Source organism: Thainema salinarum CENA647, from assembly GCF_057732415.1.
In genome coordinates this window covers 3214569-3234112 of sequence record NZ_JBYJZJ010000022.1, presented here as the reverse complement: position 1 = coordinate 3234112, position 19544 = coordinate 3214569, and the positions used below count along the sequence as shown (strand labels likewise).

The following is a 19544-nucleotide window of genomic DNA, read 5'->3' as shown; positions in this document are numbered from 1 at the left end:
TGGCTTATTCAATCTGCACATCAAAATAAGTCCCTAAAGCCAATTAAAAGCCAATCAAAAGGGAAAGAGAGCATTGACCGACACTAAGCGTCGGCCAATGCTCTCTTTCCCTTTTAAGACTGCTACTACGACACCACTTCTGTTGGCTGTGGCTGTGCGACGAGCACCGATTGAGGCACATGCCAAGTTGATTCCTGTTTGACCGATGGGCTTAGCGTAATCACCGTTAGCTCTGGTGGACAGAGCAATCGGCCAGGGGGAAACGTGCCCAATCCTCGATTGACATATAGCCAGTTGGAGCCAACTTGATGCAAGCCCTGAGCCCATTCCCAATGACGCACAACTTTAACGCATTTGCCCCGCATGTAGGGAATATAGCGACGAATACGCTTCGGAATGTGAGGCCGAATCGTTTGCGCCCAGGTTGGCACAATGCCTAAACCGGGAATGCGAATCTGGCCACCGTGGGTATGTCCAGACAGTTGCAGATCCACCCGCCAAGCCCGCAAATGCTCTGCTGTATCGGGATTATGGGACAGCACCAAGCGCGGTATTTCGAGCGGAATGGTATCCAGTGCGATCGCAGGATCAAAGTCTCGCGACCAGTAGTCGGCTAGTCCCACCACTGGAAATTCTGGCCCAAACGGATAAGCGACTTCGTTCCACAAAACGCGAATGCCTGCGTTCTCAAATGCTGCCGTGACAGTTTGTTGAGCCCCACAGGGCACAATATCGTGATTGCCTAGTACAGCATAGGTACCGTAGCGACTTTGGAGATGGCTCAGCCAATCGGCCAGTTTATGAATTGGAGCTGGATCATCGGTGACATAATCACCAGTCAGCACCACCAAGTCTGGTTGAACGGCATTACTTTGTGCGATCGCGGTTTTCAGCATGTGCGTAGACAGCCGCAACCCGTCAAAGTGTAGATCAGTGAGCTGAACAATTTTGAGCTGTTGGAGTGATTGAGGCAGCCCCTCAATTTCAAGATCAACGTGCTCGACAGTTAGTGGCCCAGTTAGCAATCGATGCATAGGTATGATCACCTCCTCACCTATCCCATGCTTAGCTTATCAAGGGATTCACCCCACTTTTGCAGCATTGCCAAAGCTTAACCCCGCCTTAGATTGAGCTCACTTTTTCATAATCTCGTGCCGAATTTGGCTATATCAAAAAGCTACGATATCTCAATTTAGCGCTTTGTTAAGTGTGTTTTGAGAGGTAGAAGAATTTTAAAAATATTGCGCAGCAATATTTTTAAAATTCTTCTACCTCCTCACCTCCACTTTGGCAGACTACTAGTGGATTGAGCGTATCAGTGTCCGTTGCTGATTGGAGGCCAATTGGTAATTGAATGATGAAAGTTGTGCCCTGCTCTGCGTTGGAAACAAAGTCCAGCTTACCCTGATGCTTTTCGACTACAATTTCGTAGCTGATTGACATACCTAAGCCCGTACCTTTGCCGACTCTTTTAGTAGTAAAAAACGGGTCAAAAATCTTAGACTGAATCTTCTCAGGAATGCCGGAACCATTGTCGATAATTTCAATTGTGACTTGGTTGTTCTGGGCTTGGGTTCGAATTAAAATGTTGGGTCGCCAATCAGGTTGAGTGGGTCGAATCTGTTCATATTTTTCCTCTAGCGCATCAATCGCATTCGCTAGCAAATTCATAAACACCTGATTGAGCTGTCCGGCATAGCAGTCAACAAGTGGCAAATCGCCATATTGCTTTGTGAGCTTGATTTCTGGCCGATTAGGCTGCGCCTTTAAGCGGCTATTTAGAATGATTAACGTGCTGTCAATGCCGTCATGTAGGTTAACCGCTTTCATCTCGGCTTCCTTTAGCCGTGAGAACACTCGCAACGACAGGACAATGCTGCGGATCCGCTCTGTGCCCACTTCCAAAGACGACAATAGTTTCGGCAAGTCGCTTTGTACAAAATCGAGATCAATATCATCCACTTTTTGCTGTATGGCCAGGGGTGGCTGGGTGATCTCGGTTTGATAAAGCTCTACCAGGCTTAGTAGATCCTCAACGTACTCTTTGGCATAAGTCAAATTGCCGTGAATGAAGCTGACCGGGTTATTAATTTCATGGGCTACACCCGCAATCATTTGTCCTAAAGAGGACATCTTCTCGGTTTGTACCAGTTGAGCCTGAGTTTTGCGTAGTCTCTCTAGCGTCGTTTGTAAGGATTCGGCTTGCTGTTCGGCATACTGGGCGGTCTGCTCCAGGTCGTGGGTGCGCTCTTCGACGCGCTGAATCAGTAGGTTCAGCGCCTGCGCGAGTAGCCCAACTTCGTCTTGAGACTTAACGGGGACACGGAGGTGAAAGTTGGACTCAATCGCGGCATGTTGAGCCACTTGAGTTACTTGCTCAATCGGCTGTGCGATCGCACGTGTGGTGCGCCATGCCATTAGCGCTGCTGTCAGCATGGCCAAGCCGACGCTGATTCCGATAATGAGTTTCTCAACGCCCTGAGCCTCTTCCATCAGGTCAAAGGCTTGCCGCTCTTGCCTGCGAGCCGCATCCAAAATGGATATTAGCTCCTGCTGATGCTGGTCAAACTGCATGGCCATTTCGCCCCCAGCGAGGGACTTGAGCTTTGCTGATGTGGTGGATGAATCGGCTATGAGTGATGGATCTGCGATCGCGGATTCTATCTCGGCCAAACAGGTTTCGATCTCGGTGGCATAGGTTTGCACAAGCTGCCGCATCTGGTCTGGCGTTACGGCGACCCAGGCTGGTTGGTTGACTAAAAAAGCGTCTAACTGTTGCTGTAACTGCTGGATCTTGCGGCTTTCTTGACGCAAAAAGGCGTATTCTTCCTGTAGTCTCTGGGGCTGATCCGTCAAGGCAAATAAGCGGGTGCTGTGCAATTGAAAGGCTTCTGTTGATCGTTCAAAGTCCACTAGGATTTGGTATTGCTCCTGAGCATCCAAAAGCTGCACCAAACTTTGTCCCTGATAGAAATCCGCAATGACAACGCCCAGCAGCGATCCGAGACAGCCAAGGCTGATAGAGACAAGATAGCCATAGCCAATTTTTTGATAGAGCTTACCAAACCGCCAGTGGCCGAATCTTGGCTTATCCTTATTATTTTTAGGTTGCGGCAGCGGTAATTGAGGCAACGGTGATTTATCCTGTTGATCGACTGGTTGAGCTGATGATTGAACCGACAACTGGGTTTGGGTGCTGGGTGACTTCATAGTTCACTGCTGACTCACGATTTCACAGGATGCTTGAGCGGTGTAGATTCTAGAGCATCTTTCTGGATCTTGAACTTTGATCTTGAATCTTGAAGCCTATTTCATCGTTATATCAAGTCCGTATATCAGAACCCAACTTAATTTTTCGTGAAAGGCTGACTGGGCCAGCTTTTTACGAAAAATTAAATCATCGGGTTCTAACCGGACTTCGGATTGATCTGAGATCAGGCCAATTCAATCCTACCGAATAATAATCGTCATTCAGGAACCTGAATTTAACAAACGCTATAATCTTCAACTGCATGAATTCTCAGTTAAATATGGCCCAGTTGTTCTGAATTAATCTGAATTGCTCTGAATTACTATTAGTTCTATGCTCATCCCTGTATTGATCTCTAAAAAACTGGGGTTGTTATTCTAAATTTAGACTGGTGCCCCAGAAATTTTGGGGCAGAAATGAGCGATCTCTAGGCAGTGACGCAACCGATTCACTCAAGAAAAATTCGCTCTGTTCGATCCGCTGTTTGAGTTCTTCAGCTACTTTTCCAGAAAGATAAATACTGGCTAGCGGAGCCGTGCGTACTTTTTTGCCGTCAATCACAATGTGGCCCGATTTGAGCTGTGCATAACTGACGAGACCAAACGTGGGACGTACCCGACGCGGAATCGAAAAATCCACCACCGGGGCGACCAGATCTTCATCCGGTACGGCACAGCGAGCCACCACCTCTTCGTACAGCACAGGCAGCGGTACGCCAATTCCCAACATCAAGGAAGGGCCGTAGCCTTTGAAATAGCAGCCGCGCACCCACTGGGCTGACATCTGACGGGCATCACCAATCAGCGCCACGGTGGCTGCAGGGCCGATGGGAGTGCGATTGGGCAACCGCTTTTGCAGTGGAAAATGCTGCGTGCCTTCCCAAGCAATGTAACCGACACCACCTCCCAAAAACACACGGCTACCAATCCCAACCAAGTCTAAATCGGGATCATTCATCAATGGCGAAATTGCACCGGGATTGCAGTACACCGCATTGCCCAAACGAGGCTGGAGAGGGCCAAGGTAGGTAAACAACTGCCGATCGCCACCGTTAACGCCGACAATGAAATTCTGGTGCAGGTTGCGCGGATTAAATAAGTAGAATTGGTTGATGGTATCGCGGCTAATGGTGGTTTCAAACGAAGCGCGGGGATAGCAGTCGGTCACTTGCCCAATGGCGCGAATCGGTAACGGTTTACCCGCAATCAGATCGGCAATTACGTGTCCACCGCCGCGATCGCGGTTTTCTTCGGGATCGACGGTTTCACCTTGAACAACATAGTCAATCGGTTGCGTGGCACCCAGATATAGATCTACTGCGCCAAAGCCTGCGTAGGCTGGCACACCATCGATCCAGCACTGGCGAATTTTAATGGGCGGATCGGTATGGCCCAAGTTGATCATCGCGCCGGAGGATTCCATCGGTTCAAACGTGCCCGTGGTAATCACATCGACGGCTTCAGCAACGGCTTTGATTCCCTGTTCAGCTACGCGCTTTTTTATTTCACTGACGGTGCAGACGGTAACGGTGCGATCGCGAATTTTTTCGTTGATCTCGGCAATGGTGCGCATGAATATTAGGAAACAGAGGGATCGGGGGGTTCGGTGGAGTCGGGAATGGGTGAGGGAAGTGAGGGGTGAGGGGTGAGGGGTGAGGGGTTGGAATCATCAGCGTTGCTCAGGGTGCGATCGCGCCAGGGGTTGAGGACATCTTCAATCAGCGTGGAGTGAATCCAGACTTGGGCGACTAGGGCGAAGGGGAAGGCGAGGATCAGGCCGGAAATGCCGAACAGGCGGGCAAAGAGGATTTCAATCAGCAGAGCAATTCCCGGCAAGATTTGAGTTGGCCGTTGAATCCATTTCGACAGGCCGTGATGAATAATCACCCAGTGGATGAGACCGTAGAGCATTAAAACAGCGATCGCACTGCCGGGACTTTCTAAACTGGTCAAAAACGGCGGAATAACGCTGATTGTTGGCCCCAGATAGGGAATAAATGTTAGTAGTCCTGACAGGATACCGAGCGCCAGCGCAAAGCGAACACCTAAAATCCACAGTCCTAAACCGCTAAGAACGGCAACGGTGACCATCTGCGTGACAACTGCCGTGAGCCAGCGGCTTAGGGTTGCTTCACTGTGACTGAGGATCTCTAAGGCGCGGGGACGATAAAACTTGGGAAATAGGCAAATTAAGGCGTTGCGATAGGCGACAGGATTGGCCCACAGCATGAGCGCCAAAACCAGAATAATCAACAAGTTCAGTGCTACAGCTAGGGGCACCGACACAAACATTACGGGTCGAGCCAGAATTTCCATCAGCACTGGCTGAAACGACTCAATTAGCTGGGATAAGTCAATTTGCTCTAGCTCAACGAATGAGATCTGCTCACTGGCCTGCCGGAGCCACAGCTCAATCTGGGTCAGTCCTTGCGGCAGTACGCTCACAATCTGCTGAATCTGAGCCGCAACGGGCGGGACAATTAGCCCTACAAATACAATCGTAAATACCAACAGCACCGCAATCGAAAACGATCGTGCCCAGCGCGATCGCACCCCCAGTCGCTCAAAGGTATTGGCCTGAAGATGGAGAGCCTGAGCCAGCACGATCGCGGCAAATACCAGCAAAATCAGCTGACGCATCTGCCAAAGCGTGTAGGCTGCGATCGCAATCAGTAAGATGGCTAGGGGTTGGCCTAGGGAAGATCGTTTGGGCTGCACGATAGGAATGGGTGGGTGTGTTGGGGCAATGCAAAACGTACCAGAATGAGGGCTTGAGGCTGTAAGGGGCTGTACAGGGAATCGTGAGTACTAATTTTATGTAAGGGAAGGGTTGATGTAAGGGCGAATGGCCATATAACCCTTTGGGCATGACTTCGCTAACGCCCCTACGTAAAACTCGATTGTATGCTATTCGATTGGGAAGAGTGTGTTTTTCAGGTTGCTTTAATGGATGGGGCTAGGCTCGATTATCTTTTTGCAGTCGCCAGCCCAGCAAAACCGCCATGATAATCGGGGGTGCCAGGACAATTGCGATCGCAACTGCCGATGTGGCAGGAACGGCAAGCTGTGGCCCCAGATATTTAATCCCAAGCGAGATCAAAGCGGAGCCAATCATAACTTTGAGAATGAAGCTTAGCTTGTCAGTCATGCTTCCAATGCCGCCATCAGCGCATCGCCCATTTCCTGGCAGCCCACTAGGGTCATACCTTCGGACATGATATCGCCCGTCCGCTTGTCCTGATCCAGCACGGTCATCACGGCGTTTTCAATCCGGGTCGCTGCTTCCGGCTGATCGAGTCCATAGCGCAACATCATCGCCGCACTGAGGACTTGCGCCATTGGATTGGCCTTGTCCTGTCCGGCAATATCCGGTGCGGAACCGTGAACGGGTTCATACACACCGGGGCCATCGGCACCCAAGCTGGCAGAGGGCAACATGCCAATACTGCCCGTCAGCATTGCCGCTGCATCGGAGAGGATATCGCCAAACAGGTTGCCTGTAACGATGGTGTCAAACTGCTTCGGCCAGCGGATCAACTGCATGGCAGCGTTATCTACATATAAGTGAGAAAGCTCGACATCGGGGTAATCATTCGCAAGGTCAGAAATGCGATCGCGCCACAGTTGCGACACGTCCAGCACATTCGCTTTGTCAACGGAGCAGAGCTTGCCACCCCGCTTTTGAGCGGTTTCGAATGCGACTCGGCCAATCCGATCAATTTCGCTTTCGGTGTAGGCCATCGTATTGACGCCGCGCTTTTCACCGGATTCGGTGGTGAAAATGCCCTTGGGCTGACCGAAGTAAATGCCGCCCGTCAGCTCACGCACAACCATAATGTCTACGCCTTCGACCACTTCCCGCTTCAGGCTAGAGGCATCAACCAACTGCGGCAAAATCGTTGCTGGACGCAGATTGGCAAACAGATTCAGCCCAGCCCGTAGACCGAGCAGTCCGGTTTCGGGTCGCTGATGGCGGGGCAGGTTGTCCCATTTGTAGCCACCGATGGCCGCTAGCAGAACGGCATCGCTGGATTTACAGATCTCCAGCGTTTCATCTGGCAGGGGATTACCTGTGGCATCAATCGCTACGCCGCCGATGGGAGCCTCTTGAAAGTCAAACGTGAGGTCGAGCTGTTGGCCAACCTGTTTGAGGACAGAAACGGTCACGGCCATAATCTCTGGGCCAATGCCATCACCGGGAAGCAGCGTAATGCGAAAGTGCTGTGTCATGGTTGTCTAGTCTTGTTTTGCAGCAGAAGTCCGGTTAACTATCATACCGGGGAATTGCAGCGTCTTTATCAAAAGACTTATGTTCACACATATGACGCTCTGATTGAGAAACAACTAAAATTTGGAGAGAGATTACGCATCCCGCCGAAGCATGGGTCAGATTCCTTACATTTCCCGCCAAGCTGCCGAAGAGTTTTTAGCCAAATTCAATCAAGCGATCCACGAACCTCAAGAGCCGACCTGTGTTCTGCATGTTTGCGGCATTGGTGGTGTTGGGAAATCGACGCTGAAGGAGAAGGTGAAAGAGGCACATCGCGATACCGCCACGATTGCCGAGGTGTCGTTTGGCTTGACAGAAGGCATTGAAGAACCAATTCCGCTGATGGCAAAGCTGTATGAGCAGATTGCTGAGCGGGATAGCTGGAGCGGTGATCCCTTTTGGGATAAGTACGAGCTGTACTACGAGACAATCCATCAGCTTGAAACCAAAGCCGCTGCGGGCAAAGGTGAGGTTGGCGAAGAACAGGTTGGCCAGGTGAAGCAACTGGTGCAGCTTGGGGTGGATGTCAGCGGGGTGTTTTTGTCAGAGACGAGTAAGAAAACCGTTGGGACAATCGCTAATCAAGGTTTGGATGCCGCCGTGGCGGGTTTGTCATTGGCGGACAATGTGCGGCAGTTGTTGCAGCAGCATAAGGCGACGAAGCGCGATCAGGCGTTGCAAGAACTGATGCTGGAGCCATTGCCGAAGCTGACGCAGGCGTTTGTGGAAGGGTTGGCGAAACAGGCGAAACAGCAGCCGATTATTTTGATTTTGGATACCTACGAGAAAGCACCTTCGACGGTTGATACCTGGCTGTGGCGGACGCTGTTGGGCAATACGAATGTGGCAGAACAGCGGATTTGCCTGATGATTGCAGGCCGACACAGCATTTTGCGGGAAGAGGGCTGGCGCAAGCTAAAGCAGGATCGGCAGTGTTTGTATGAGCGATCGATTCAGCAGTTTGATGCGGCGCAAACTGAGGATTATTTAAAGCAAATTGGCATTACGGATCAGGCGAAAATTCAGGACATTTACAAGGTGACAAAGGGGTTGCCCTATTACCTGAACTGGGTGCGCGAACAGCAGGAACGCGGCAATCAACCCGATTTTTCGCAGGGGAATCAGGCCATTGAAAAGCTGCTGCTGCAAGGGTTGACCGATCCGACTCGTAAGCAGGTGGTGCAGTTGGCGGCCTGCTGTCGCTGGTTTAATCGGCAGGTGTTGCAACATGTGCTGGAGGCGCAATCGCTGGAAGTCAATGCACAGGAGACGTTTGATTGGCTGACGCAGCAGAGCTTTGTGGAGTTTGCTCAGCATCAGTATCGCTTGGATGATGTGGCGCGAGATGTGTTTCGGCTGTCGCTGTGGCAAGCGGATCGCCAGCAGTTTTATGCGGTTCATAATGCGTTGGCAACGTATTTTGCTCAGGAAGCTGATGCAGAAGTGCCGCCGGATAGCCCGCCTCCGGCTCTGTATGGCAATCCAGACTGGCGGCGGTATACGACTGAAGTGATTTATCACAGCTTGTTCACCCGTCGAGAAAGCACGCAACTGCTGTTTCTCACCCATCTATTTGCTTCAGTTTATTTGAATCAGGAAGTTGTTGTTGAACGGGTATTACAGGCAATTATTGCTGAAGTGGATTTAGATAAACATCCGCTGTTATCCCATACAAATCGCACATTTTTACAGCAGATTCAGCCTGCGGTAGAGCAAAGCCGGATTGTTCTACGAAATGATTCATTAAATCCAGACAGCGCCTTCCATTTTTGGGATTTTTCTAAAGCAGAGGTGGAAACTGCTCTAAAAGCTTGCTTCAGCCGATTAGATGAACTGGATGACCTCGCCAAAGTTGCTGCACTAATCTACAAATCGCAGCGTTGTCCAGATGGCGAACGTAAAAAATGGTTGCTGATTGCTCAAACAGCAGCTAAAAAAGTCGTCACTCCGGCAGATCGAAAATTTAGCTCAGATTTGTTCTGCTATGCAATTGGTAACAGACTATGTAAGATTGACCGTTTTCAAGAAGCGATCACAAGCTATGACCAGGCAATTGAGATTAAACCGGACTTCTACGAAGCCTGGAACAACCGGGGCGGGGCACTGGGCGATTTAGGCCGCTATGAGGATGCGATCGCGAGCTATGACCAAGCGACTAAAATTCAACCCAATAACTACAAAGTCTGGAACAGCCGGGGCATTACGCTGCACGACTTAGGTCGCTACGAGGATGCGATCGCAAGTTATGACCAAGCCCTAGAGATCAAACTGGACTACCACGACGCCTGGTACAACCGGGGCATTGCGCTGGCGGCATTAGGTCGCCATGAGGATGCGATCTCAAGTTATGATCAGGTCCTTAAGATCAAATCGGACGAACAAAACGCCTTGAACAACGCATGGAATAACCAGCGCATTGTGTTTAAACTGAGTAACCACGACACTTGGTTCAGCCGGGGCATTGCGCTACGCCACTTGGGTTGCTATGAGGACGCGATCGCAAGTTATGACCTGGCCATTGAGAGCAAACCGGACTTCTACGAAGCCTGGAACAATCGGGGCACTGCGCTGCACGACTTAGGTCGCTACGAGGATGCGATCGCAAGTTATGACCTGGCCATTGAGATCAAACCAGGCAAATACGAAGCCTACTACAACAAAGCCTGCGCCTATGCGCTCCAAAATAAACTAGAACCTGCACTCAAAAACCTCAAGCGCAGCATTGAGCTAAACCCTGAAAAATACCGCCAGCTCGCCAAAACCGATACTGATTTCGACAACATCCGCCACGATCCTCGTTTTCAAGCCCTCATTGCCTAAATCCTCACAAATTCAAACAAGAGACGTGGTTCACCTAACGCCCGATGAGATCGCAATTAACGTAAAAACTGCGATATCCAAATTGCGGTAACCAAAACGGCGATCGCAATTAACGTAAAAACTGCGATTAACGTAAAAACTGCGATATCCAAAAGTGCGGTAACCAAAAGTGCGATCGCAATTAACGTAAAAACTGCAATTAACGTAAAAACTGCGATATCCAAATTGCGGTAACCAAAACGGCGATCGCAATTAACGTAAAAACTGAGATCGCACTTTGTCGTAATTAAACATCGGCTGATGTGCGATCTCCACCAACGTAAAAGCTGCGACACCCAAATATGCGATCGCAATTAATGTAAAAACTGCGATCGCACCTTGCCCGTAATTAAATCGGCTGATGTGCGATCGCAGCTTATCCCTAGCCCACTATCCGTAGTTATGAGGAATTGCTAACTTCTTTTTGCTACAGGGAGAGGAATCCTGCTAAAAACAAGACTAGACCCTTGGGGTTTCAACTCAGGGGAAAATCGAATCAACACTCTAGCTCTCGACTTTCAGCGTAAAGACGACGCTAGCAGACTTACTTAGTTTTTGTCCGGATTTCGTTAGCCTGTGCCCCACTCAATGCCATCCTCTCCACCTCGCTTAACATTTCTCGTTGTTGACGATCATGAATCCGTTCTAAACGGCACGATTCACGCCTTAGCCAAAGCCTATCCGGACGCCGACATTCGCACGGCAGCGAATGCTCAAGCTGTAAAAGCGCAGTTAGCCGTGATGCGGGCCGATCTGCTGATGGCGGATCTATCCATTCCAGAGGCGGTCAACCAACCATCACATATCGAATCCGGCATTCAGCTTCTGCGCCACCTGCTGGAAACCTACACGGAGCTAAATATTGTGGTGCAGAGTGCCCATGTGCGATCGCTGATTCGGCTTAAGCCGTCGATTGATGCTCACCGAGGCGGCTTCACCATTGCCGACAAGAATTTGCCCATGCGAGAAATGCTAGAGAAAGTAGATTGGGCACTGAAGGGGCTAATCTATACGCCGCGCGACATGCGTACTGGTATTGAGGTCAAGCCGGAGTGGTTTGAGGTGCTGGAGTTGGCCTTCAAAGATGGGTTGCAGGATAAAGCGATCGCAGAGCAGATGAACGTCTCGGAACGTACTGTACGGCACTACTGGACAAAGGTGCAGGATGCACTGGGAGTCTATCCGGAAGATGGCAAGAATATTCGCATTCAAACCGAACTGCGGGCGCGGGAAGAAGGGTTAATTGACTAACGAACGGGTTGAGGAGCAGAAGATTTCTATGAAATCCAGTTGAAAACCCATAATTCATTTTTTTGTAAAACGCTTGCTGAGCAAGCGTTTTACAAAAAAATGAATTAGTTTTTATACGCAGACTCAATATCAGTAGATTTTCGGAGAATTTACCGCAACAATGAACTTGAGGCTGCACTACTGTTGATTGATTCCCAGCATGGCCAACCGCAGAACGATTCGCACTGCAGGTGGACAGTTATGGCAAGCGAGACACGGTTGGCAGCGCCATACGCTGCCGGGGCTAGTGGTAATTGCGCTGATTCTATCGGCGCGGGCGCTGGGTCTACTACAGCATTTGGAATGGAAAACGTTAGATAGCTTTCTACGCTGGCGACCTGCTGAATCAACGGATAAGCGACTGTTGATTGTCGGCATTGATGAAACTGATATTCAGCGAGCCGGAACCTATCCAATTCCCGATCAGGACTTGGCCAGACTGCTCCAGGTTTTGTCTCAGCACCAGCCTCGCGCCATTGGGCTTGATTTTTATCGAGATTTGCCCGTTCGACCGGGGCACGATGCCCTAGTGGCTACATTTAAGAATTCCGATGTCTTTGGCATCGAAAAAATGATTGGCAAACGGATTCCGCCGCCGCCCGGACTGCCACCGCACCGGATCGGGTTTGTGGATTTGCCGCTGGATAAAGATGGCTTTGTGCGACGAGCCTACTTGGGCAGTGCGCCGCCGCCCAAGCATCCCCACCCTCATCACTTTCGGTTTTCATTCGCCTTCAGACTAGCCGAAGCGTACCTGGCCGAAGAAGGGTTGACGCTGGAGCGAGGCCAGCTCAATCCGCACAATATGCGCTTTGGGCGGACAGAGCTGCTGCGGTTTCAGGCGAATTCCGGCGGCTATGTCGATACGAACGCTAACGGAGTACAGATGCTGATCAATCCCCGCAGTGGCCGCACGCCGTTTGAGCGGGTATCGATGACGGATGTGCTGGAGGGTCGAGTTGAGGATCAGTTAATTCGCGATCGCATTGTGCTCATTGGCATTGTGTCTCCCAGCGTTAAGGACTTGGTGAATTCAGCCGCCGTACAGGCTGAGAATCCTGGTTTGCTGTCGGGAGTGGAAATGCAGGCCCATGTGATCAGCCAAATCCTCAGTGCCGTACTGGATAATCGACCTGCCCTGCGAACCTGGTCGGACGGTTGGGAATATCTGTGGATTGGGCTGTGGGGCATCATCGGCATGCTGCTGGTGCGATACACTTCCCGCCCAGCCTGGTACATGCTGGCGGTCGGAACAGTCGGCCTGATGCTGTTCGATTTCAGCGTACTGCTGCTGTGGTTGGGGGGCTGGTGGATTCCGGTCACGCCGACGCTGATGGTGTTTACGATCAATGGCTTGGTGCTGCCGGGGTTTTATCTGTATGACCAAACATTGCGATCGCGGATTGATGAACGTCAGCGAGTGATTGAGCGCACCTATGATGCCATCCACAACGGCCCATTACAGATTCTAGCTTTACTGCTGCAAGAGCAAGAAACCTTATCTTTACCAACCCGCAATAAGCTGGAGCTGCTGAATCAAGAACTGCGGGCAATTTACCATCAACTTCTGCAAGAATCACTGCCCTTGGAAGAGCAGCTTCAGCTCGGCAGTCAGTGCGTGATTGATTTGCGTAATCCGCTGCATGAGGTACTGTATACGATTTACACGGTCACACTAGAGCGCAATTTCCCTGGCTTTGCATCGATTGAATTTCAAATTATCAAGTTTGATCCGCTAGCCGGAACGGATACACTCACCGCTGATGAGAAACGAGCAATTTGTCGATTTTTTGAAGAAGCCCTCTGCAATGTCGGCAAACATGCGATCGCGGCCAAGCGCCTAACGGTGTTATGCATAACGACAGAAACGGAAAACGTCATTCGCATCGCTGACAACGGCAAACATCAAGCGGACAGACCGTCCCAGACGAGAAATGGGCGCGGTACACAGCAAGCTTTGGCCCTAGCACGGCGGCTAAACGGCATCTTCCAGCGATCGTCTGATACCAAAGGAACGGTTTGTGAACTCCGCTGGTCACTACAAAGATCCAAGCAAAGGTAGCGCCAGCAATTCTTAAAACTATAGCCTTTCCTAAGCTACTGAGGTACAAGTTAATTTTTGAAAGCCACGCTTCGCGTGGCTTTCAAAAATTAATCTCCCTTTACTAGCGCAAGAAGCGCTATACAAATTATTAAGACTATATATTAATTGATTTACAAATTATATCTTTGTTAAAGAAAAATGAGAGCATAGGTTAAGTGTAGCTTCCTTTCATTATTCCGTTTTGCCTTCAAATTACTCCTTGTCTTTAGCCTCCAAGATGTAAGTAGTGAATTTCAAGCATAGCCATGTTTCCAACCACTCAGCCCCCTAACTTCCAGCGATCCCATCTCATTGTTCTGCTTGGCGGTACGATCAGTTTATTGTTTGGCTTATGGATTTTCACCCTAACGGGTAATAGCATTTATCAGATATTTCAGATATTCCAAAAATCAACTCATGAGCTTCAAATTGTAATGGGAGGAGAACAAATCTATGAACCTCCTCTCAATTCCCAAGCAGCTGAAACTGCCCATACGAGTGGCGGTGTTCGTTAGTAACACATTATTTGAAGACAATAATTGATTAGCATGGCTCAGTCATAATACTCAATTGTTGTCTTTAAAGTTAAGTGCGATCGCACTACCCCCAAATGCACCTCCCAGACGCACTACCCCAAAACAATTTGCCTTTGTTTTAATGAATTTTGATAGTTGATGTGCCGCGCGGAGCGCGGCACATCAACTATCAAAACTTAATTTATAGAGTACTAAACTGAGATCTACAAGTGACTAGATATCGGTGAATGACTTGGCCGACGGCTCAATCGATTGACAGTCTCTGCATCTGCTTCTTCAACTCGCCCATAATCTAATTTCACTAGCCGATCCGCTAAATAGAAATAGCGATCATCATGGGTTATGACCACTACCGTTTTGCCCTGCTGCTTTAGTTTGACCAGGATATCGGTGTAGAACAGTTCTCGAAAAGCTGGTTCTTGATCGGCAGCCCATTCATCAAAGACATAAACGGGCCGATTTTCTAAATAAGTGGTCAACAACGCCAGCCGTTTGCGCTGTCCCTGAGATAGGCGAGTGGTCGATAAAACGCCATCGCGGGCTTGAACTTTATGATCAAGCTGAAGCTGTCGGAGATAGTGATTGACGGTTTGATCGAGATTAACGCCCTCTAAACCGAGGCAGCGATCGAATAGATAAAAATCAGAAAAGATAGCCGAAATATGTTGCCGATACCAGTCCTGATTCTCTTCTGTAATTGGCATACCAGACAGCAATAATTCACCCGCATCCGGCAGATAGAGACCCGTAATAATTTTCGCCAAGGTAGACTTGCCGCTACCGTTACCACCAATCAGATAGGTAATGCGTCCCGGTTCTAAGGATAAGGAAATGGGGCCAAGCGTGAAACCATGCTCATCTCCATAGGGCTGGTAGTGATAGCGCACCTGGCGCAGCTCAATCTGACAGGACTGCAAAAATGGGCGGGGATCAGCAGCATTCGGTTCCTGCTCATGGGCCAGAGCAAGCTGCATCTGGTCGAGCTTTCGCAGCGCCACGCGGCCACGCAGCAGTTCCGGTAGCCGATGCAGCAGGTTTTGAAACGGCATCGTCAAGTAGGTCACGGTCAGCGCATAGGTGGCCAGCAGCGGCATTGGCGTCTCAATCAACTGCGGCGCAATAAACAAAATCACGCCCAGAATAGCAAACAGCGCAAACTGGGCCAGCCCATCCGCCACCGCAAAGATTTTCATGGCGTGTTTCGTCTTCTGGCGCATGATGTTGGCGTTGTAGGCCAAATGATGATGGAAAAAGTCCAATTTGCGATCGCGATTGAGCTTTAACTCTTTGGTTCCATCAGTGATCGCCTGAAAATGGTGAAACAGATGGTCTTCTTCTTCACGAGCCAGTTCAAACAGGTGCTGCGCCTTCCGCATCGTGATCTGAATGGCCCAAATTGCTACCAACGCAACTAGCACCAGCAGCACCAGCAGATAGCCCGACAGCCAAGCCAGATAAATTAAGCAACCTGCGATCGTCGCTAAATCCACACAGAGATTTGGGATCACTGAAACGGTGTGGGTCAGCGTCCGCACGTCATCGGTCAGCGAGGCCAGCAGCCGATGACTGCCCAATCGCTCTAAATGTGGCAGGGGCGACTGTAAAATATCGTGGCTCAAATTGAGCCGCAGTTGATAAATGGCATCCTGAGACAGCCGAATCAAAATGAACTGAGACGTAATCCCAATCGCCAGCGTCAGGCAGACCAGCACCGCAAACGGCAGCAGTCCTTCCTGATGGTTAGGCTGCTGGATGGCGCGGTTAATCATGGCAATCAGCTTGGCACTCAGCCCACCGCTGAGCAGTCCCAGTAGCGTTGCTGTGGCGATTTCGATCCAGGCGGTTTTCAACAGAAAAGTTAGATATCTCATGGCGTTTGTAATAACTCACCGACCGACGCAAATTGTGTTTCATGCCATTTCAAATAAGGCTCCTTCTATGCCCACACCGGGCGAGAAGGAAAAGGCTAAACCTGTTGCTGGCTGGTTATTTGACTTCAGGTGACGCTGTTGCAGCATGCGCTGCAGCACAAACAGAATTGAAACGCTCAGCATATTGCCGTACTCTTGCAACACACCCCAGCTATAGGCCACCTGCTCATCGGTCAAACCCAGTGAACTCTGGGCTTTCTGAATAATCCGGGTGCCGCCGGGATGCACGGCCCACAGGTCAATGTCGGCTTTACTGAGCTGGTGTGCTGCCAGGTAATTCTCAATCACTCGCCCCACCCCGGCTTCAATATAGTCCGGCAGAGAGCGCGACAGCCGACAGGTAATGCCGTTATCGCGAATCCCCAGCCTGATGCCATCCTGCGTGTCTTCCACCAAATAGCTGAGGTGGTCGCGGATTAGGATTTGACCGCTGGCGTGAGCTACTTCTGTCTCCTGACAGCCAATCACAGCCGCTGCACAGCCATCACCAAAAATACTGTGAATAATCACATCATTGATGTCGTCGTCAAACGTGGCGTTGATTGAACTCAGTTCTAAGCAAATCAGCAGCGCTTTTTGATGGGGATAGGCTTTGACGTGGTCGCAGGCCACCCGCAGCCCATTCATCGCTGCCGCACAGCCCATAAAGTTAACCGTGACGCGGGCAATATTACGCCGCAGCCCCAGCCGCTCAATCAGCTCAGCATCCACACCAGGAGCGACAAATCCGGTGCTGGTAACGAAGACGATTAGTCCAATCGACTCCAGGGCAATTCCGGCCAGTGCGGGTTTAACCACCTGCTCAGCGAGCGGCACCGCATAGTATTTAAAGCTATCCATGCGGGATTCAATCGTGCCTGCTCGACGGCTGAAAGCCACAGTTTCATTGGAAAGCAGGTCAATAGCTAGATGGCGAGCATTAATCCGGGTATTGCCGTAAATTTTCTCAATGCGGTGACAGTTTTGCTTCAAATGCGGCAATCCTGTAACAAACCGTGCGGCCTCGGCTTGAGGCGTTAAGTGCTGCGGCGTACCCGTAGCCAGCCGTTCAATCACAGGGACAGGAGTGTGAATAGGGCGAGTCGGTCGAGGCAGCTCCGATTGAGACGGCAGGTGTTTTGGCGGAGTACCATGCGTTCCTACGGGAGAAGCTGAGTGATTAACGAGACGGCCAATGGAAGGACTAACTTGAGAAACGGGGGGAGTCATGGCGATAACTTAGATAGGAATGTTCATGCGGAGATAAGAAAAGGGGAGAGGGGGAGAGGGAGTTTCAAATTGAGCCGATACCGATGATGCCTTTGTAGACGTAGGTAACGGCTGTTTTGAGGGCTATTGGGTTGAAGTGTTCTTGCCAGATGTTGAGGTTCTGCTCTTTGGCTTGGCGGGAGGGACTGAGCAGATAGTGCCGAGACATTAGCGGTAAGCGATCGCAAAAGAAGTTCTTGGGTGGATGCCAGGGCAGATTAAACTTGGCGGCTTCTTCTCGCACGATCTCTTCGCTGATAATGTTGGCGAATCCGCTACGCTGGTACGGCAGAACGTGATGCACGCGATGGGGGCTTAAACCCGCAGACAAAAAGCAGTCAATATATTTATTGCCAACCATCGTCAGGTCATAGGATGTCTTGATTTGCCAAACTGCCCAATCAGATTCTGCCTTCACGTCAGTATGGGTCTGATCATCTTCAAAATCATGGCTGGCCACAATCATGAATGTGCTAATCCATAGCGTCACCACAAACTGAGCCAACCAAGCCCAAAACTGACCGTTGAGCGCAAATACGACGCATTCGCCCAGCAGCAACAGCCGCATTGCCACCAGTCCTGCATAGTGAGGAAACGCCCGCTGGCGATTGCCATACATGTCTTCTACGCCGTACTTTACGCCGTTAATGCACAGCTCAGCCATCCGCATCAACATGCCCGTCACCACATGCCCCAACTTGTGCAGCGTATGCAGCGGAATTCGATAGTAGCGGGGCAAATCCATCATGGCCGTGAAGACATTTTGCTTCACATCAACATCCGTTTGCGTGTAGGGGTGATGCAGCAGCGTGTGACCATCAACCACCACAAACGCCATCGGTACGTAATTAATATCAAAGACATGACAGGCAAACTTATTGAACCCCACCATTGGCCGATGGTTGAGGTAATGACCAACCCCAGACAGGGCAATTCGCAGCACTACCATCAGCGGCACAAATAGATAAAGCGGCATCCAAGGAGTTAACCCAAGTCGCAATACCTGCACCGCTACGTACATCACCAGCAGCACCACAGCCGTTACATCAAACCAAACATCCATACGGGCAATTTGTGCTTGAACGGTGGGATGATTAATGCGATCGCGGATTCGGTTGAGCAACTGGTCAGGATTGTCAAAATCAAACGTCGGCGTATCCACGCGACCGTCAAAATCGGGTTTGAATAAAAACGGTGGCGCATTGCATTTGGGATGCAGATCTTCAGGCGTAGCTTTTCGGCCCAGCGCATACTGTTTGAGCCGCTGCTTGGCCTTGGCTGGATTCCGGTGCAGCACGTTAACCAGTGTGGTAATATCGCGATTTTTCATCCGGCCAATGAAGAATTCGCCGCCCGGATGTTTCGTCATAAATTCCGTTAAATCATAGGCATCACCGTCATACACCCAAACATTCGGCATCAATGTACTGGTGCGTTCCGGTGCAACCATTGCTGGTTTTTGAGTTAAATTGTTCTGCTGTAAATTCGGGTCAAGATTAGGCAGATCAATTGGCTTCTGAGCAGTCTGTGAGTTAGAACTATTAACTGTTTGAACTGTATCAACTGATTCTAAATCTTCAAGCTGTTGGGGACTTTCAGCACTTTGGCGCTCTAGGACTTGAGCCTTGATGTTATTACTCATTACACTTAATTCCCTAGGAAAAGTGGACGGCGTTAAGTTTGTAAATAAAACTCGATTTACTGTTTATGTAGAACACGTGCTGCTTACAACTTTGCCTGAATTTCGCAACAATAATCTGAATATAGAATTCCTGACTGATTATGGATGCTGGGTTTTGGCCAGATCAGCCCGTAGCGTTTCAGCCGATCATGAGAATGTTCAAAGTCATGTAATATAGTGGCCTTTTGAACCGGATCAAGCTTGGAATCAATCCGATTCAGCAGATCAAGCAGGAGATTATCTAAATCTGCTTGCAGATACACAAGTTCTACTTGAACATGAGGCGTAAAGATAGGCTTAGAGGAAAACATGGCGATTGTTCCGGCTAGAGAATGCGGCTTTAGCTAGTGACCCGTGAGTCAAAAAATGATGGAAAGGAGTTATTAAAAGTCAGTTA

The 19544-nt window shown here is 50.0% G+C and carries 15 protein-coding genes; 4 read left to right on the top strand and 11 right to left on the bottom strand.

Annotated elements, in window-relative coordinates:
• Nucleotides 1-125 precede the first annotated feature (125 nt).
• The 6 genes from AC286M_RS20970 to leuB form a co-directional block, all read right to left on the bottom strand.
• Nucleotides 126-1034, bottom strand: a complete 909-nt coding sequence (locus AC286M_RS20970; protein WP_488206246.1) for a metallophosphoesterase — start codon at nt 1032-1034, stop codon at nt 126-128.
• 223 nt (nt 1035-1257) lie between these two features.
• On the bottom strand, nt 1258-3210 hold the full coding sequence (locus AC286M_RS20965) for a sensor histidine kinase (protein WP_488206245.1): 1953 nt from the start codon (nt 3208-3210) through the stop codon (nt 1258-1260).
• A 412-nt stretch (nt 3211-3622) separates the two neighbouring features.
• The gene (locus AC286M_RS20960; RefSeq protein ID WP_488206244.1) at nt 3623-4822 is read right to left on the bottom strand and encodes a homocysteine biosynthesis protein; all 1200 of its coding nucleotides are present in this window, start codon (nt 4820-4822) and stop codon (nt 3623-3625) included.
• A gap of 5 nt (nt 4823-4827) precedes the next feature.
• Nucleotides 4828-5967 (bottom strand): AI-2E family transporter, encoded by a 1140-nt coding sequence (locus tag AC286M_RS20955; protein ID WP_488206243.1) that lies wholly within the window; start codon nt 5965-5967, stop codon nt 4828-4830.
• Nucleotides 5968-6205: 238 nt separating this feature from the next.
• Entirely contained in the window at nt 6206-6397 is a 192-nt protein-coding gene (locus AC286M_RS20950; protein WP_488206242.1) for a hypothetical protein, read from the bottom strand.
• Nucleotides 6394-7479 (bottom strand): 3-isopropylmalate dehydrogenase, encoded by a 1086-nt coding sequence (leuB, locus tag AC286M_RS20945; protein ID WP_488206241.1) that lies wholly within the window; start codon nt 7477-7479, stop codon nt 6394-6396. The genes AC286M_RS20950 and leuB overlap by 4 nt, the downstream gene beginning before the upstream one ends.
• Before the next feature lie 151 nt (nt 7480-7630).
• Here leuB and AC286M_RS20940 point away from each other — a divergent pair, with 151 nt between their 5' ends.
• Nucleotides 7631-10339 (top strand): tetratricopeptide repeat protein, encoded by a 2709-nt coding sequence (locus AC286M_RS20940; RefSeq protein ID WP_488206240.1) that lies wholly within the window; start codon nt 7631-7633, stop codon nt 10337-10339.
• 56 nt (nt 10340-10395) lie between these two features.
• Here the strand turns inward: AC286M_RS20940 and AC286M_RS20935 are convergent, their stop codons facing one another.
• Nucleotides 10396-10674: a hypothetical protein gene (locus AC286M_RS20935; RefSeq protein WP_488206239.1), complete on the bottom strand. Its 279-nt coding sequence runs from the start codon at nt 10672-10674 to the stop codon at nt 10396-10398.
• 292 nt (nt 10675-10966) lie between these two features.
• On the opposite strand from AC286M_RS20935, the gene AC286M_RS20930 reads away from it, so the two are divergent.
• The 3 genes from AC286M_RS20930 (at nt 10967) to AC286M_RS20920 (ending at nt 14266) form a co-directional block, all read left to right on the top strand.
• Nucleotides 10967-11629 carry a response regulator transcription factor gene (locus tag AC286M_RS20930; RefSeq protein ID WP_488206238.1) on the top strand — a complete coding sequence of 221 codons (663 nt, stop codon included), beginning with the start codon at nt 10967-10969 and terminating at the stop codon, nt 11627-11629.
• A 199-nt stretch (nt 11630-11828) separates the two neighbouring features.
• Nucleotides 11829-13730, top strand: a complete 1902-nt coding sequence (locus tag AC286M_RS20925) for a sensor histidine kinase (RefSeq protein WP_488206237.1) — start codon at nt 11829-11831, stop codon at nt 13728-13730.
• Between the two features lie 287 nt (nt 13731-14017).
• A complete protein-coding gene (locus tag AC286M_RS20920) occupies nt 14018-14266 on the top strand; it encodes a hypothetical protein (RefSeq protein WP_488206236.1) in 249 nt (82 codons plus the stop codon).
• A gap of 224 nt (nt 14267-14490) precedes the next feature.
• Here the strand turns inward: AC286M_RS20920 and AC286M_RS20915 are convergent, their stop codons facing one another.
• The 4 genes from AC286M_RS20915 to AC286M_RS20900 all read right to left on the bottom strand — a co-directional run bounded on the left by AC286M_RS20915 (nt 14491) and on the right by AC286M_RS20900 (nt 19458).
• Nucleotides 14491-16158 carry a cyclic peptide export ABC transporter gene (locus AC286M_RS20915; RefSeq protein ID WP_488206235.1) on the bottom strand — a complete coding sequence of 556 codons (1668 nt, stop codon included), beginning with the start codon at nt 16156-16158 and terminating at the stop codon, nt 14491-14493.
• Nucleotides 16159-16197: 39 nt separating this feature from the next.
• Nucleotides 16198-17427 (bottom strand): type III polyketide synthase, encoded by a 1230-nt coding sequence (locus tag AC286M_RS20910; protein WP_488206234.1) that lies wholly within the window; start codon nt 17425-17427, stop codon nt 16198-16200.
• A 64-nt stretch (nt 17428-17491) separates the two neighbouring features.
• Complete coding sequence (locus tag AC286M_RS20905) at nt 17492-19108, bottom strand: cytochrome b5 domain-containing protein (RefSeq protein WP_488206233.1); 1617 nt, start codon at nt 19106-19108, stop codon at nt 17492-17494.
• 83 nt (nt 19109-19191) lie between these two features.
• Entirely contained in the window at nt 19192-19458 is a 267-nt protein-coding gene (locus AC286M_RS20900) for a hypothetical protein (protein ID WP_488206232.1), read from the bottom strand.
• Between the last annotated feature and the right edge of the window lie 86 nt (nt 19459-19544).

Excerpts from the sequence above, each read along its gene's own strand:
- AC286M_RS20925 (WP_488206237.1), top strand. The coding sequence starts at position 11,829 with ATGGCCAACCGCAGAACGATTCGCACTGCAGGTGGACAGTTATGGCAA.
- AC286M_RS20940 (WP_488206240.1), top strand. The coding sequence starts at position 7,631 with ATGGGTCAGATTCCTTACATTTCCCGCCAAGCTGCCGAAGAGTTTTTA.
- AC286M_RS20910 (WP_488206234.1), bottom strand. The coding sequence starts at position 17,427 with ATGACTCCCCCCGTTTCTCAAGTTAGTCCTTCCATTGGCCGTCTCGTT.
- AC286M_RS20900 (WP_488206232.1), bottom strand. The coding sequence starts at position 19,458 with ATGTTTTCCTCTAAGCCTATCTTTACGCCTCATGTTCAAGTAGAACTT.
- AC286M_RS20965 (WP_488206245.1), bottom strand. The coding sequence starts at position 3,210 with ATGAAGTCACCCAGCACCCAAACCCAGTTGTCGGTTCAATCATCAGCT.
- AC286M_RS20905 (WP_488206233.1), bottom strand. The coding sequence starts at position 19,108 with ATGAGTAATAACATCAAGGCTCAAGTCCTAGAGCGCCAAAGTGCTGAA.
- leuB (WP_488206241.1), bottom strand. The coding sequence starts at position 7,479 with ATGACACAGCACTTTCGCATTACGCTGCTTCCCGGTGATGGCATTGGC.
- AC286M_RS20960 (WP_488206244.1), bottom strand. The coding sequence starts at position 4,822 with ATGCGCACCATTGCCGAGATCAACGAAAAAATTCGCGATCGCACCGTT.
- AC286M_RS20930 (WP_488206238.1), top strand. The coding sequence starts at position 10,967 with ATGCCATCCTCTCCACCTCGCTTAACATTTCTCGTTGTTGACGATCAT.
- AC286M_RS20920 (WP_488206236.1), top strand. The coding sequence starts at position 14,018 with ATGTTTCCAACCACTCAGCCCCCTAACTTCCAGCGATCCCATCTCATT.
- AC286M_RS20950 (WP_488206242.1), bottom strand. The coding sequence starts at position 6,397 with ATGACTGACAAGCTAAGCTTCATTCTCAAAGTTATGATTGGCTCCGCT.
- AC286M_RS20970 (WP_488206246.1), bottom strand. The coding sequence starts at position 1,034 with ATGCATCGATTGCTAACTGGGCCACTAACTGTCGAGCACGTTGATCTT.
- AC286M_RS20915 (WP_488206235.1), bottom strand. The coding sequence starts at position 16,158 with ATGAGATATCTAACTTTTCTGTTGAAAACCGCCTGGATCGAAATCGCC.